General features: G+C 70.8%; 12 protein-coding genes. 6 read left to right on the top strand and 6 right to left on the bottom strand.

Going from position 1 to position 14,808, the window contains the following annotated elements; all coding sequences use genetic code 11:
- Positions 1–15: 15 nt before the first annotated feature.
- Complete coding sequence (locus B9S61_RS37955) at positions 16–1,230, bottom strand: NYN domain-containing protein (RefSeq protein WP_103546225.1); 1,215 nt, start codon at positions 1,228–1,230, stop codon at positions 16–18.
- Between the two features lie 221 nt (positions 1,231–1,451).
- On the opposite strand from B9S61_RS37955, the gene B9S61_RS41345 reads away from it, so the two are divergent.
- Positions 1,452–1,619, top strand: coding sequence for a hypothetical protein (locus tag B9S61_RS41345; RefSeq protein ID WP_181007723.1), 168 nt, complete (start codon positions 1,452–1,454; stop codon positions 1,617–1,619).
- 101 nt (positions 1,620–1,720) lie between these two features.
- Here the strand turns inward: B9S61_RS41345 and dnaE are convergent, their stop codons facing one another.
- The gene (gene dnaE, locus B9S61_RS37950; protein ID WP_103546224.1) at positions 1,721–5,260 is read right to left on the bottom strand and encodes a DNA polymerase III subunit alpha; all 3,540 of its coding nucleotides are present in this window, start codon (positions 5,258–5,260) and stop codon (positions 1,721–1,723) included.
- Positions 5,261–5,501: 241 nt separating this feature from the next.
- Here dnaE and B9S61_RS37945 point away from each other — a divergent pair, with 241 nt between their 5' ends.
- The 4 genes from B9S61_RS37945 (at position 5,502) to B9S61_RS37930 (ending at position 10,348) form a co-directional block, all read left to right on the top strand.
- On the top strand, positions 5,502–6,851 hold the full coding sequence (locus B9S61_RS37945; RefSeq protein ID WP_103546223.1) for a DUF2252 domain-containing protein: 1,350 nt from the start codon (positions 5,502–5,504) through the stop codon (positions 6,849–6,851).
- 68 nt (positions 6,852–6,919) lie between these two features.
- Positions 6,920–7,630: a hypothetical protein gene (locus B9S61_RS37940; protein ID WP_103546222.1), complete on the top strand. Its 711-nt coding sequence runs from the start codon at positions 6,920–6,922 to the stop codon at positions 7,628–7,630.
- Positions 7,631–7,725: 95 nt separating this feature from the next.
- Positions 7,726–8,574 carry a thioredoxin domain-containing protein gene (locus B9S61_RS37935; RefSeq protein WP_103546221.1) on the top strand — a complete coding sequence of 283 codons (849 nt, stop codon included), beginning with the start codon at positions 7,726–7,728 and terminating at the stop codon, positions 8,572–8,574.
- A 91-nt stretch (positions 8,575–8,665) separates the two neighbouring features.
- Positions 8,666–10,348 (top strand): alkaline phosphatase, encoded by a 1,683-nt coding sequence (locus B9S61_RS37930; RefSeq protein WP_103546220.1) that lies wholly within the window; start codon positions 8,666–8,668, stop codon positions 10,346–10,348.
- 21 nt (positions 10,349–10,369) lie between these two features.
- Here B9S61_RS37930 and B9S61_RS37925 read toward each other — a convergent pair whose 3' ends face one another.
- Positions 10,370–10,945 carry a dienelactone hydrolase family protein gene (locus tag B9S61_RS37925; protein ID WP_103546226.1) on the bottom strand — a complete coding sequence of 192 codons (576 nt, stop codon included), beginning with the start codon at positions 10,943–10,945 and terminating at the stop codon, positions 10,370–10,372.
- 108 nt (positions 10,946–11,053) lie between these two features.
- On the opposite strand from B9S61_RS37925, the gene B9S61_RS37920 reads away from it, so the two are divergent.
- Complete coding sequence (locus B9S61_RS37920) at positions 11,054–12,178, top strand: mechanosensitive ion channel family protein (protein WP_103546219.1); 1,125 nt, start codon at positions 11,054–11,056, stop codon at positions 12,176–12,178.
- A 7-nt stretch (positions 12,179–12,185) separates the two neighbouring features.
- Here B9S61_RS37920 and B9S61_RS37915 read toward each other — a convergent pair whose 3' ends face one another.
- The 3 genes from B9S61_RS37915 to B9S61_RS37905 form a co-directional block, all read right to left on the bottom strand.
- Positions 12,186–12,926, bottom strand: a complete 741-nt coding sequence (locus tag B9S61_RS37915; RefSeq protein ID WP_103546218.1) for an SDR family NAD(P)-dependent oxidoreductase — start codon at positions 12,924–12,926, stop codon at positions 12,186–12,188.
- Between the two features lie 50 nt (positions 12,927–12,976).
- A complete protein-coding gene (locus B9S61_RS37910) occupies positions 12,977–14,569 on the bottom strand; it encodes a Na+/H+ antiporter (protein WP_181007724.1) in 1,593 nt (530 codons plus the stop codon).
- Between the two features lie 83 nt (positions 14,570–14,652).
- Positions 14,653–14,808, bottom strand: a 156-nt coding sequence (locus B9S61_RS37905) for a GNAT family N-acetyltransferase (RefSeq protein WP_146065044.1), incomplete at its 5' end; no start/stop codon positions are given.

Below are 14,808 nucleotides of genomic sequence, written 5' to 3'. Positions count from 1 at the left end.
GCCGCGGACGACCGCTCACTCCCCGGCGGGAGCCCGCTCCGTGCCCGTGCGGAGGTCCAGCTCGCGCCAGAAACCCGCCCGGATGGCGTACCGGTCGCGTTCGTCGATCTGATCGTCCTTGTGGGCGAGGAGGCCGAAGCGGGCCGCGTAACGCAGCAGCTCGCCGTCGACGCGGTGGGGGATGCGCGGGTACATGACGGACAGCTTCTGGATGTGGCTCTGGTCGCCGAGCCGCTCCACCCAGCGCCGGGCGAAGACCTGCCCCACCTCGAAGGGGTCACCGCCGACGGTGGTGATGTCCTCCTCGCGGTCGGCCCAGCGCTGCTCCGCCGTGGTCAGCTGGGCCAGCGTCGGCATGGAGGCGACGTCGGGCGGCTCGGCGACGGGCCGGTCGACCCAGCCCTTGTCGGAGGACCACCGCAGCGTCGCGGAGGGCGGCGGCTGGGGCTGGTGGGACTGGGGCGGGCCGGGGCTGCGCAGCGCGGCCAGGTCCTTCGGGGTGGGTACGCCCTTCGCCGTGGGCGCGCGCTCGGCGGTTCCGTTGTGCGCGCCGGAGGGGTGCTCCGGTTCCTGCACGGTGCGCTCGGCCGCCGCGGCGAGCGCGGAGTCCGGCAGCGGGGCGGAGAGGATCGCGGCGATCTCGGGCCGCGGCACGGGCGGCGGTGCGCACACCCCCGTGTACTCCTTGGGCCGTACGGCCTGGGTGATCCACGCGCGGTCCAGCACCCGGCGTTCGTCGGCCTCCGCGACCAGGTCCTCGGACTGGTTGTAGTCACCGTCGGCCGCCTGCACGGCCCACAGGTGGACGGCGACGCCGTGTTCCTTCGCGGCCATCATGCCGGGCAGCAGATCGCCGTCCCCGGTGACCAGCACGATGTCGGAACAGGCGCGGTTGCGGGCCAGTTCGGTCAGCTCGGCGTGCATCGCCGCGTCGACGCCCTTCTGGGCCCAGCGGCCGTCGCTGCGGGTGAGCGCGCCCAGCCGGACGGTGACCCGGGGCATCACGCGCAGCCTGCGGTGCTCGGGCTGCGGGACGCGGTCGGGGGCGCCGTCGAACCAGTAGATGCGCAGCAACGGCTGCCGTGTGTCGTTCTCGGCGCGGTCACGCAGGCCCTGGATGAGAGCCGCGTGGTCCACGGTGATGCGGGAGCGCGAAGGTTCCCCGGCGAGGAGACTGGCGGCGGCCCCCAGCAGATACCCGGCATCCACCAGGACGATGCAGCGGTCCACGCGATCCACCCTCTTTCCGGGAGGTTTGCTTCGGGCTTGCTTCGAGTCTGCCCGACCTCGCCGGGGTTAACGGCCCGAACTCGATCTTCGGCGTGGCGTTTCCACACTTCCGCCCCCGACCATCCCGGTCACACGCGGTAATTGTCCGACATGCGTGGGTCATCCGGCTGTGTGAATCTGGTTCCGGCCCTGGCCCCTAGTCCCCCACAGGAGGCATCACCATGGCCAAGAACAAGAACCGTGACCGTAAGCAGCCCCAGGCCGAGCGCGCCCAGCAGGCGGCGCAGCCGTCCTCGATGGAGACCCCGGACGAGCAGCGCACCACGCAGGTCATGCCCGGCGACGCAGGCCGGGGCAAGGGCCGGCAGAAGCGCTTCGGCCACAACTGACGACCGCACGACGGGCCGTTGCGCGGCCCTGGCACATGACGAGGGGCGCACCCACCACAGGGTGCGCCCCCTCAGGCGCGCCGACGGGACGCGGGGCCCGGCTAACCCGCCAGGCAGGACGGTCCGAGGAGGACCTTCAGGTCGCCGAAGAGGGCCGGGTCGGGCTTGACCCGGTGCCGGTCCAGACGCAGCACCGTCGTCTTCGTCGGCCCCTGCAGCTTGATCCGTACCTCGCTGTCGCCCCTGTGGTGCGTGAGGATCTCACCGAGGCGGCTGACCATCGGCGGGGTCACGCGCGTCGCCGGGATGGTGAGCACCACGGGCGCGTTGGCGCCCGCGTTGGACAGGTCGGGGATCATCAGCTCCATCGCCACCAGCCGCGGCACGTCCTCGCGCTTGTCGAGCCGGCCCTTGACGAACACCACGGCGTCCTCGACGAGCTGGGTCGAGACGAGCTGGTACGTCGCCGGGAAGAACATGCACTCGAGGGAGCCCGCGAGGTCCTCCACGGTGGCGATCGCCCAGGCGTTGCCCTGCTTGGTCATCTTGCGCTGGAGGCCCGAGATGATCCCGCCGATGGTGACCACCGCGCCGTCGCCGAAGTCGCCGCCGGTGAGCTGGGAGATGCCCGCGTCGGCCTTGTCGGACAGCACGTGCTCGAGGCCGAACAGCGGGTGGTCGGAGACGTAGAGACCGAGCATCTCCCGCTCCTGCGCGAGCAGGTACGTCTTGTCCCACTCGTCGTCGGTGAAGGTGACGTCGAGGCCGAAGCCGGGCTCGCTGGTCTCCTCCTCGCCCATGCCTCCGAAGAGGTCGAACTGCCCCTCGGCCTCCTTGCGCTTGACCGCGACCACGTTGTCGATCATCGGTTCGTACTGCGCGGTGAGGCCCTTGCGGCTGTGGCCCATGGAGTCGAACGCGCCGGCCTTGATCAGCGACTCGGTGGTCCGCTTGTTGCAGACGACCGCCTCGACCTTGTCGAGGTAGTCCGGGAAGGAGGCGTACTTCCCCTTGGCCTTGCGGGACTTGATGATCGACTCGACGACGTTGGTGCCGACGTTGCGCACCGCGGAGAGGCCGAAGAGGATCACGTCGTCGCCCTGCGCGGCGAAGTTCGACTCGGACTCGTTGACGTTGGGCGGGAGCACCTTGATGCCCATGCGGCGGCACTCGTTGAGGTAGACGGCCGACTTGTCCTTGTCGTCCTTGACGGAGGTGAGCAGCGCGGCCATGTACTCGGCCGGGTAGTTGGCCTTGAGGTAGCCGGTCCAGTACGACACCAGTCCGTACGCGGCGGAGTGGGCCTTGTTGAACGCGTAGCCGGCGAAGGGGACCAGCACGTCCCACAGCGCCTGGATCGCCTCGTCGCTGTAGCCGTTCTTCCGGGCGCCCGCCTGGAAGAGGACGAAGTTCTTCGCCAGCTCGTCGGGCTTCTTCTTGCCCATCACGCGGCGGAGGATGTCGGCCTCGCCGAGCGAGTAGCCGGCGATGATCTGGGCGGCCTTCTGCACCTGCTCCTGGTAGACGATCAGGCCGTAGGTGACCGAGAGCACCTCCTGGAGCGGCTCCTCCAGTTCCTTGTGGATCGGTGTGATCTCCTGGCGGCCGTTCTTGCGCTCCGCGTAGTTGATGTGCGAGTTCATGCCCATCGGGCCCGGCCGGTAGAGGGCCGAGACGGCGGAGATGTCCTCGAAGTTGTCGGGCTGCATCTGGCGGAGCAGCGAGCGCATCGGGCCGCCGTCGAACTGGAAGACACCGAGGGTGTCTCCGCGGCAGAGCAGTTCGAAGGTCTTGGGGTCGTCCAGCGGGAGGGCGAGCATCTCCAGGTCGACGCCCTTGTTGGCCTTCACCATCTTGATGGCGTCGTCCATGATCGTGAGGTTGCGCAGGCCCAGGAAGTCCATCTTCAGCAGGCCCAGCGACTCGCACTGGGGGTAGTCCCACTGGGTGATGGTCACGCCGTCGGTGTGCCGTGTCCACAGCGGTGCGTGGTCGACGATGGGCTCGCTGGACATGATCACGCCGGCCGCGTGCACGCCCATCTGCCGGACCAGGCCCTCGACGCCCTTGGCGGTGTCGATGACCTTCTTCACGTCCGGCTCGTTCTCGTACATCCCGCGGATCTCGCCGGCCTCGTTGTAGCGCGGGTGCGAGGGGTTGGTGATGCCGTCGAGGTCGATGCCCTTGCCGAGGACGTCGGCGGGCATGGCCTTGGTGAGCCGGTCACCCATCGCGTACGGGTAGCCCAGCACGCGCGCGGAGTCCTTGATGGCGTTCTTCGCCTTGATCTTGCCGTAGGTGCCGATCATGGCGACCTTGTCGGCGCCGTACTTCTCCGTCACGTACCGGATCACCTCGACGCGCCTGCGCTCGTCGAAGTCGATGTCGACGTCGGGCATGGAGACGCGCTCGGGGTTGAGGAACCGCTCGAAGATCAGGCCGTGCGGGATCGGGTCGAGGTCGGTGATGCCCATGGCGTAGGCCACGATCGAACCGGCCGCGGACCCTCGGCCGGGGCCGACCGCGATGCCCTGGTTCTTGGCCCACATGATGAAGTCGGCGACCACGAGGAAGTAGCCCGGGAACCCCATCTGGATGATGACGTCCATCTCGTACTCGGCCTGCTTGCGGCGGTCCTCGGGGACGCCGCCGGGGAAGCGGCGCTCCATGCCGCGGCGGACCTCCTCCTGGAACCAGGTGACCTCCGTGAACCCCTCCGGGATGTCGAACTTCGGCATCAGGTCGCGCTTTTCGAACATGCCCGTGGTGTCGACCATCTCGGCGATCAGCCGGGTGTTGGCGCAGCCCTGCTGCCAGGCGTCCGAGGAGTCGATGGCGTACATCTCGTCGGTGGACTTGAGGTAGTAGCCGGTGCCGTCGAACCGGAAGCGGTCGGGGTCGGAGAGGTTCTTGCCGGTCTGGATGCACAGCAGCGCGTCGTGGGCGGTCGCCTCGTGCGCGTACGTGTAGTGCGAGTCGTTGGTGACCAGCGGGGGGATGCCGAGCTTCCTGCCGATCTCCAGCAGGCCGTCGCGGACCCGGTGCTCGATGTCGATGCCGTGGTCCATCAGCTCCAGGAAGTAGCGCTCCTTGCCGAAGATGTCCTGGTAGTCGGCGGCGGCCTTGAGTGCCTCGTCGAAGTGCCCGAGGCGCAGCCGGGTCTGGACCTCGCCGGAGGGGCAGCCGGTGGAGGCCACGATCCCCTCGGACCACTGGGAGATGGTCTCCTTGTCCATCCGGGGCCACTTCTGCAGCCAGCCCTCGGCGTACGCGTCCGAGGAGAGCTTGAACAGGTTGTGCAGGCCGGTGCTGTTCACGGCCCACATCGTCTTGTGGGTGTAGCCACCGGAACCGGAGACGTCGTCGCGCTTCTGGTGCGGCTGGCCCCACTGGATCTTGCGCTTGTTGCGCCGCGACTCGGGGGCGACGTACGCCTCGATCCCGATGATCGGCGTGACTCCGGCCTTCTCCGCGGAGTGGAAGAAGTCGTACGCCCCGTGCAGGTTGCCGTGGTCGGACATGGCGATGTGCGTCATGCCCATCTCGTTGCAGGCGTCGAACATGTCCTTCAGCCGCGCGGCACCGTCCAGCAGCGAGTACTGGGTGTGGACGTGCAGGTGCGTGAACGGCGGCTTTGACACGGTGCGGCCTCCTGGGACGAACAGGGGTGGCGCGGAGCGCCTCGGTGAGGGGTGGCGGTCGGGCGACGGGCGGGCGAACGGTCCGGGGGACAGCGTCGAAGTCTATGCCCCGGCACTGACACCCGGAGCGTGTCCCGGCGTACCTTCGGGCGGTGGCACGGGCACTCCCGTGACGTGTCACACGTTAGGCAGGGGACGGAACAGCCGTCCCGAAACATCCCGCACCTGGAGGCACCACGCGATGTCGGTCCCGCAGCTCAACGACGAGCACCGCGGTGAGGAGATCCTCGCCGTTCTCGACACCGCCTTCGGCGAACTCCTGGCCGCCGACCCGGCCGCGTTCCGGGTGAAGTTCCGGAAGATGGCCGCCTCGGCGTTCGCCTTCTACCGCGGGACGGCGAGCCTCTTCTACCACGATCTGGACAGCGAGAACGCCGGGCGGGGCGGTGGGAGGACGTACAGCGGGCCGTTCCTGGACGAGCGCACCTCGCGCGTGTGGATCCACGGCGATCTCCACGCGGAGAACTTCGGCACCTACATGGACTCCAACGGCCGCCTGGTCTTCAACGTCAACGACTTCGACGAGGCGTACGTCGGCCCCTTCACCTGGGACCTCAAGCGCTTCGCCGCCTCCATGGCGCTGATCGGCTACGCGAAGGCGCTCAGCGACGAGCAGATCGGCGAACTGGTCACCGTCTACGCGACCGCCTACCGGGAGCGGATCCACGCGCTGGCCACCGGCGCGAAGAGCGACGAGGTGCCGCCCTTCACCCTGGACACCGCCCAGGGGCCGCTGCTGGACGCGCTGCGCGACGCCCGCTCGCTGACCCGCTTCGGGCTGCTGGACTCGATGACCGAGATCCGCGACTTCGAGCGCCGCTTCGCCGCGGGCGGCGGGGCGGTCGAGCTGGACGCCGCCACCCGCTACAAGGTGCTCGCGGCCTTCGACGGCTATCTGGAGACGCTGCCGGACGCCTCGCTGGCCCGCCCGGACTCCTATCGCGTGAAGGACGTCGTGGGCCGCCGCGGCATCGGCATCGGTTCGGCCGGGCTGCCGTCGTACAACATCCTGCTCGAGGGCCACAGCGACGCCCTCGAGAACGATGTGGTGATCTACATCAAGCAGGCCCAGACCCCGGCCGTCTCCCGGCACATCACCGATCCGGCCGTCCGGGAGTACTTCCGGCACGAGGGGCACCGCACGGTGATCTCCCAGCGCGCCCTCCAGGCGCACGCCGACCCGTGGCTGGGCTGGACCGAGCTGGACGGCTCCGGTCAGCTGGTCGCCGAGGTCTCGCCGTACGCGGTGGACCTGGACTGGGGCGACATCGACGACCCGGAGGAGATCGCCCTGGTCGTCGCCGACCTCGGCCGGGCCACGGCGACCATGCACGCGGCGGCGGACGACACCTCCGGCGAGTCCCTGGTGCCGTTCTCCACCGAGCGTGCCATCGACGCCGCGATCGCCGCCGACGAGGACTCCCTCGTCCCCCTCCTGGTCGACTTCGCGCACGACTACGGCGCCCGCGCCCGCGCCGACCACCAGACCTTCCTGGACCTGTTCCGCAACGGCAGGATCCCGGGACTCTGACGATCCGCCCGTCCACAGGAACCCTTTAGGGATCCCTTACCGGAGCACGTGACACACTCGGTCCCGCCATGGACATATCCGGAACCCAGCTCAGAGCCGTCCGCGCGGCGCTGTTCACGGCAGTCGTCGTGACGCTCAGCACCGCGTCGCACGTGCTGCTGTCCGGGGCTCCGCTGCCGTTGAACACGGTGGCCGCGGTCGTCGCCGCCGTGTTCCTCCTGGCGTACGCCCTGGCGGGACGGGAGCGTTCCTTCGGCCGGATCGCCGCCCTGCTGATCCCCCTGGAGCTGGCCGCCGACACGGTCTTCACCACCGGCCAGCACGTCTGCTACGGCCGGATGGGCGGTCCCGTGGCGGGCCCCCTGCGCTCCGTCGGTTTCGACGTGCTGTGCGGCGACGGCACCAGTGTGGGAGCGCCGCTGGCCCGGGTCACCGGGCACGGCGCCGAGGGCGGTGACCGGCTGGCGGCCCTGCTCGCCCAGGCCGACCCGGCCACGGCCTGGATGCTGCTCGGCGCGCACATCGGGGTCGGTCTGTTCGCGGCCGCCTGGCTGCGCCGCGGCGAGCGGGCGCTGGCCCAGCTGCTGAGCGCCGTGGCGGCGACGGCTTCGACGGCGGTCCGGCCGCTGCTGCTGGCGGTCTCCGCGGTGACCGTGCGGCGGGCTCCGGCGGTGCTCCGTCCGGTCCGCCCGGTCCGCCGTGCCGCCGTCGCCCGGACCCTGCTCCTCGCACACTCCCTGGGGCGGCGCGGGCCGCCGTGCTCCGCGGCTCTCGCCTGAGGTGATCCCGCCCCGGCGACCACCCCGAGCACCAGCAGTCCCCCCCCTTACGTATCCCGCACACGAGCGTGTGCGTCCCCCGTGGAGACATCACCATGAGCAAGCGGAACAGCCAGGCGGCGAAGACGGCGGCCCGAGAGCGTCTGCGCCAGGAGCGCGAGCGCGAGGCGAAGAAGGCGAAGGCCAAGCGGCAGGTCGTGGTCGCCCTGTCGGTCGTCGGCGTCCTCGCCGCGGCCGGCGGCATCGGCTACGCCGTCGTCCAGGCGAACAAGCCCGGAGCGTGGGACGCGGCCCTGGACCAGAAGATCGTCGCCCCGGCGAACACCTCGGGCGAGAACGGCACGACCGTCGTGATCGGCAAGGACAGCGCCAAGAAGACCCTGAAGCTGTACGAGGACCCGCGCTGCCCGATCTGCGCCTCGTTCGAGCAGTCGGTGGGCCCGACCCTGCTCAGCGACTACGAGGCCGGCAAGTACAAGCTCCAGTTCATCGGCGGAACGTTCCTCGACGGTGACACCGGGGACGGCGACCGGATGAAGGTCGGCTCCAACGGCGAGGGCTCCAAGAACGCGATGAGCGCCCTGGGTGCCGCGCTGAACGTGGGCCCGGAGGCGTTCCTGGAGTTCAAGGAGGCGCTCTACTCGGCGAAGTTCCACCCCGAGGAGTCGCAGGACAAGTTCAAGGACGACGACTACCTCATCGAGATAGGCGACTCCACCGACGCTCTGAAGAACAACAAGAAGTTCCAGGACGCGGTCAGGAACGGCACGTTCGACGCCTGGGCGCTGGCGATGTCCCACACCTTCGACACCAACGAGGACGAGGTGAACGGCACGCCGAGCCTCGTCATGGACGGCAAGAAGCTCACCGGCGCGGACGGCCAGAACACGCCCATGACCCCGGACGACTTCAAGACCGCCATCGAGAAGGCGCTCAAGGGCTGAGTCCCGGCACGGCTGACGTCGCGCTGAAGAGCGGGCGAACTTATCGGAGTTCGCCCGCTCTTGCGTGTACCTGTCAGTAGCCTGTTCGGCTGTGACCAGTCGACACAGATCATCCGAGAGCGCCCTCTCCGCCACCGCGGACGTCAACTCCCTCTTCCCGCGGCGCCGTACGGTCGTCAAGGCGGCCGCCGCCACCGCGGCGCTGGCCGGACCGCTCGCCGCCGCCCTGCCCGCCCGGGCCGCCCGCCAGGCCCCCGCCTTCCTGCACGGTGTCGCCTCCGGCGATCCACTGCCGGACGGGGTCCTGCTGTGGACCCGGGTGACGCCCGTGCCCGAGGCGATACCCGGCTCCGGGCTCGGTCCCGACACCGAGGTGAGCTGGACCGTCGCCCGGGACAAGGCGTTCACCGACGTCGTCGCGCGGGGTTCCACCCTCGCCACCACCGCCTCCGACCACACCGTCAAGGCGGACATCCGCGGTCTGCGGCCCGCCACCGACTACTGGTTCCGCTTCTCCTCCGGCGGCACCGACTCCCCCGCCGCCCGCACCCGCACCGCCCCGGCCGCGGACGCCGCGGTGACCGGGCTGCGCTTCGGTGTGGTCTCCTGCTCCAACTGGGAGGCGGGGCACTTCTCGGCGTACCGCCATCTCGCGGCCCGGGGCGACCTGGACGCCTGGCTGCACCTCGGCGACTACATCTACGAGTACGCCACCGGCGAGTACGGCACCCGCGGCGCCGTCGTACGACCGCACGCGCCCGCCCACGAGATCCTCACCCTCGCCGACTACCGCGTCCGGCACGGGAAGTACAAGACCGACCCCGACCTCCAGGCCCTGCACACCCGGGCGCCGGTCATCGCCATCTGGGACGACCACGAGATCGCCAACGACACCTGGTCGGGCGGCGCGGGGAACCACACCGAGGGCGCGGAGGGCAGCTGGGCCGCGCGCCAGGCCGCCGCCAAGCAGGCCTACTTCGAGTGGATGCCGGTGCGTCCCGCGCTGGCCGGCACCACCTACCGCCGACTGCGCTTCGGCAGGCTCGCCGACCTGTCCCTGCTGGACCTGCGCTCGTTCCGCTCCCAGCAGGTCTCCACCGGCGACGGCGACGTCGACGACCCGGACCGCACGCTCACCGGGCGCGCCCAGCTGGACTGGCTGAAGGCGGGCCTGTCGGCGTCCGACACCACCTGGCGGCTGGTCGGCACCTCGGTGATGATCTCGCCGTTCTCGGTGGGATCCCTCCCCGCGAGTCTGCTGAAGCCGCTCGCGAAACTGCTGGGCCTGCCGCAGGAAGGGCTCGCCCTCAACACCGACCAGTGGGACGGCTACACCGACGACCGACGTGAGCTCCTCGCCCATCTGCGGGCGAACGCGATCCGCAACACGGTCTTCCTCACCGGCGACATCCACATGGCGTGGGCCAACGACGTGCCGGTGAACGCCGGTACCTATCCGCTGTCCCCGTCGGCCGCCACGGAGTTCGTCGTGACCTCGGTCACCTCCGACAACCTCGACGACATCGTCAAGGTCCCCGAGGGCACCGTCACCGCGCTGGCCTCACCGCTGATCCGGGCCGCCAACCGGCACGTCCACTGGGTCGACACCGACCGCCACGGCTACGGTGTGCTGGACATCACCGCCGAGCGGGCGCAGATGGACTACTACGTGCTCTCCAGCCGCACGGAGGCGGACGCCACGTCGGAGTGGGCCCGCTCCTACCGCACCCGCAGTGGCACGCAGAAGGCCGAGCGGGTCCACGACCCCGTCTGATCCGCCCGGCCCCGCGCCCGGTCAGCCCTCCAGCGACTCGAGGAAGCCGAGAGCCACCCGCCAGGTGGCCTCGGCGGCCTCCCCGTCGTGATCCGGCAGATCGGGATCGGTGTAGAGGTGGCCGGCGCCCGCGTATCTGTACACCTCGACGTCGGCGCCGGTCCGGCCCATCCGCAGATACCAGGCGGTGAGCCAGTCGTCGGTCTCGAACGGGTCGGGCTCGGCGACGTGCAGCTGCACCGGCAGCCCGTCCACCACGATGTTCTCCGCGATGTCCGACGTGCCGTGCAGAAGCAGCAGCCCGCGCGCCTTGTCGTCGCCGAGGGCCAGTGTCTGGGCGACCGAGGCGCCGAAGGAGAAGCCCGCGTACACCAGCCCGCGCTCCGAGTAGGGCGCCGCGGCCAGCACGGCCCGCTTCAGCAGTTCGTCCTTGCCGGTCTCCTCCGTGTACGCCACGCCCTCCTCGACCGAGTCGAACGTACGGCCCTCGAACAGGTCGGGCGTCCACACCACGTGTCCGGCCGCGCGCAGCCGGTCGGCGGCCCCGGCCACCGCGGGCCTCGGACCGTAGACCGAGTGAAAGAGCATGATGTTCATGCGGCCCATGGTGCCAGCAGGGTGTGACAGACCCGGATCACGGCTCTACCCGCGTCCGGGCGTAAGTCACATGTTCATGCGGGCGCGGAGCCGGTTAGGTTCGGGGGCATGGAAGACGTGCTCCGCCCATTGATCGTGGTCGGCGGCTCGGTCGTGCTCACCCTGCTGCTCGGCTGGGCCACCGACCTGCTGCTGCGCAAGGCCGACGAACGCCACCGCGAGACTCCGCTGTGGGGCCTGCTGCGCCGCGCCCGCGTTCCCTACCAGCTGGTGATCTGTGTGGCGCTGCTCAGAGGCTCCTACGACGAGGCACGACTGCTGCCGGGCGACGAGGTCGCCATCGGCAGGGTCCTCTCGCTGGTGCTGATCGGGTCGGCCGCCTGGCTGGCGATCCGGATCGCCCTCGCGGTCGTGGAGACCACGTACACGCGCTACGCCAGCGCCCACCGTGAGCGGGATCCCGCCCGGGTCCGCCGGGTGCGCACCCAGGTGACGCTGATCCAGCGGGTGGTGACGGCGGTCGTCGGAGTGGTGGCCGTGGCCGCCATGCTGCTGACCTTCCCGGCGATGCGGGCGGCGGGGGCCTCCCTGCTGGCCTCGGCCGGAATCCTCGGCATCGTCGCCGGTGTGGCCGCCCAGTCCACGCTGGGCAACATGTTCGCCGGGCTGCAGATCGCCTTCGGCGACATGGTCCGCATCGGCGACACGGTGATCGTGGACGGCGAGTGGGGCACGGTCGAGGAGATCACGCTGACCTTCCTCACCGTGCGCACCTGGGACGAGCGCCGGATCACCATGCCGGTGTCGTACTTCACGTCCAAGCCGTTCGAGAACTGGTCGCGCGGCACACCGCAGATGACCGGCACGGTCTTCTGGCACCTCGACCACTCCGCCCCGCTGGACGCGATGCGCGACAGGCTCCGCGACATCCTCCGGGAGTGCCCGGCCTGGGACGGCCGCGCCTACAACCTGACCGTGACGGACAGCACCCCGAGCACCATGGAGGTGCGGGCCCTGGCGACGGCCAAGGACGCGGACGACATCTGGACGGTGCGGGTCACGGTCCGCGAGCAGATGCTCCGCTGGCTGGCCGCCGAGCACCCCTACGCCCTGCCCCGGGTCAACGCGGCCGACGCGGTGCTGCCGCCCGGCCGGGGCGGCCACCGCTCCCCCGACGGGATACCGGGCGTCCCGGCGGCCCGGCGGGTCCACCAGCATCCGAAGGGGCGCTGAGCCTCCCTCAGTGGCCGCGTTCGGCGCCCCCGTTGACCTGGATGATCTGTGAGGTGATGTGTCCGGCGCCCGGAGAGGCGAGCCAGTGCAGGGTCGCGGCGACGTCCCCGGGCGTTCCGGCGCGCTTGTTCGACGTCTCGGCGACCAGCCGGGCCCGCCGCTCCTCGTCCGGGCCGTCGCCGAAGAACCCGGTGTCCTGGATGTAGCCCGGCGCGACGACGTTCACGGTGATGCCGTGCGGGCCCAGCCGCCGGGCCAGGTCATGGGCGTACGGGTGCAGCGACGCCTTGGCCGCCGCGTACGACACCCGTCCGGAGCCCCGGTGGGCGGCGATGGAGCTGAGGAACAGCACCCGCCCGCCGGGTTCGGCGAGCCGGTCCCTCAGGGCCTCTGTGAGCAGGACGGCGGTCAGCACGTTGAGCCGGAAGTTGACCGTCCAGTCGCGGGCGACCGCATCGAGCGGGTCGTCGCCGCCGACCGGGGGTTCCAGCAGCCCGTTGCCCCCGGCGGAGTGGATGAGGACGTCCACGGCGCCGAACTCGCGGCCCACGAATCCCGCCACGCCCCGTACGGCCTCCGGGTCGGCCAGGTCGGCCGCGTGGGTCAGGGCGCCGGGCACCGCCGCCCGTTCGAGTACGTCCCCGCGCCGCCCGAGCAGCAGCACCCGGTCCCCGTCGGCGGCGAACACCCGCGCGGTGGCCAGTCCGATCCCGGTACCGCCCCCGCTGATCACAACGTTGCGCGTCATGCCCAGACCCTACGAACAGAAAGCCGCCGAGAGCGGTAACCGGGCGGCACTCACCGGAGACTGCGCACGTCCAGCCGGCGCAGCACCCGGTCCACCACCTCGGGGTCCGCGCCGTGCTCGCCGCGCGCCGTCAGCACCTCGTGCCGGGCGGCGCTCAGCATCTCGCCCTCGATCCGCCGCACCCGCCTCAGCCGCAGCGCCCGCTGCCGGTACGCCTCCCGCCGCTCGTCCTCCGCCAGATCCGGGCTGATCCGCACCCCGATGTCGAACGCCCTGCGCAGCATCTGCTCGGACAGCTCCTCCGGCAGCTCCTCGACCTGCTCGATCTCCCGCAGCCTGCGCTTCGCCGCCCTCGCCGCCCGGAGGGCCAGCTGCCGCTCGAAGTCCTTCTCGTGCCCGGTGTCGCCCCGTACCCCCAGCCGGTTCACCAGCCACGGCAGGGTGAGCCCCTGGACCAGCAGCGTCCCCAGCACCACACCGAACGCGATGAAGACGATCTCGCCCCGCGCGGGGAAGTCGCCGCCCCCGTCGGTCTCCAGCGGGATGGCGAGGGCCAGCGCGACGGACGCCACCCCGCGCATCCCCGACCACCACATCACCACGGTCTCGCGCCAGCTCACCGGGATCTCCTCGCCGACGTCCCGCGCGGTGTGCAGCCGCTTCGTCAGCCAGGTCGCCGGCAGCAGCCACGCCAGCCGGACCAGGACGACCACGCCCACGACCGCCCCCGCCCAGGTGAGCAGCTCGCCCCAGTGCCCGGCCGCGGTGTCGACCGCGTTGTGCAGTTCGAGGCCGACCAGCCCGAAGGCGACACCGGTGACGAGGGTGTCCACGATGTCCCAGAAGGTGTGACCGGCGAGCCGGACCGTGACATCGTCGGCGTCCGTGGCGTACTCCATCAAAAACAGCGCGGTGACGAGCACCCCGAGGACGCCCGAGCCGTGCAGTTCCTCGGCCAGGACGTAGGAGGCGAACGGCACCAGCAGGGTCAGGGCGACCTGCAGGGTCGGGTCGCCGAGCAGTCCCATCGCCTTGTTGGTGCACCAGCCGAGGACGAGCCCGACGGCGATGGCGACCACCGCCGACAGCACCAGGTCGAGACCGGCCCGCCAGGGCGAGAAGGTGCCGCTCACGGCGGCCGCGATCGCCACGTGGTAGAGCACGATGGCGGTGACGTCGTTGAAGAGGCCCTCGCCCTCCAGGATCGACACCAGCCGGCGGGGCAGCCCCAGCTTTCCGGCGACGGCGGTCGCCGCGACCGGGTCGGGCGGCGCGACCAGGGCGCCGAGGGCGATGGCGGCGGCCAGCGGCAGCCCCGGCACGATCGCGTGGGCGACGACGGCCACACACAGGGTGGTGACGAAGACCAGCGCCACGGCCAGCAGCAGGATCGGCCGGACGTTCGCCGCGAACTGCCGCCAGGACGTGCGGCGCACGGCGGCGTAGAGCAGGGGCGGCAGCAGCAGCGGCAGGATCAGTTCCGGCGGGACGTCGACGTCGGGGACGAACTCCAGCAGCGCCAGGACGATCCCGAAGACCGTCATCAGCACCGGCGCCGGCAGCCTCAGCCGTTCCCCCACGGGAACGCTCACCACGGCCCCGAGCAACAGGGCGAACAGCAGGCCCAACTGATCCACGGTCAGTGCTCCCGGGGGGGGTCGGTGATCGCTCGGCGGACGTCCAGCCTGCCATGCCGCCGCCCCGCCGGCGTGCTCGCGGACCCGGGCTACAGTGCGCGCCGCATGGCCCGGTGGGGCATGCCGGCGTCCGGGAACTCCGGTCCGTACGCCTCGTACCCCAGTCGCTCGTAGAAGCCCAGGGCGTGCGTCTGCGCGTGCAGGTCGACGGCGGCGAGCCCCTGGTCGCGGGCCGCCCCCTCGAT

This window comes from Streptomyces sp. SM1 (assembly GCF_002910825.1).
Classification (GTDB): Bacteria; Actinomycetota; Actinomycetes; order Streptomycetales; family Streptomycetaceae; genus Streptomyces; species Streptomyces okerensis.
This window is presented reverse-complemented; position numbering and strand designations above follow the sequence as displayed.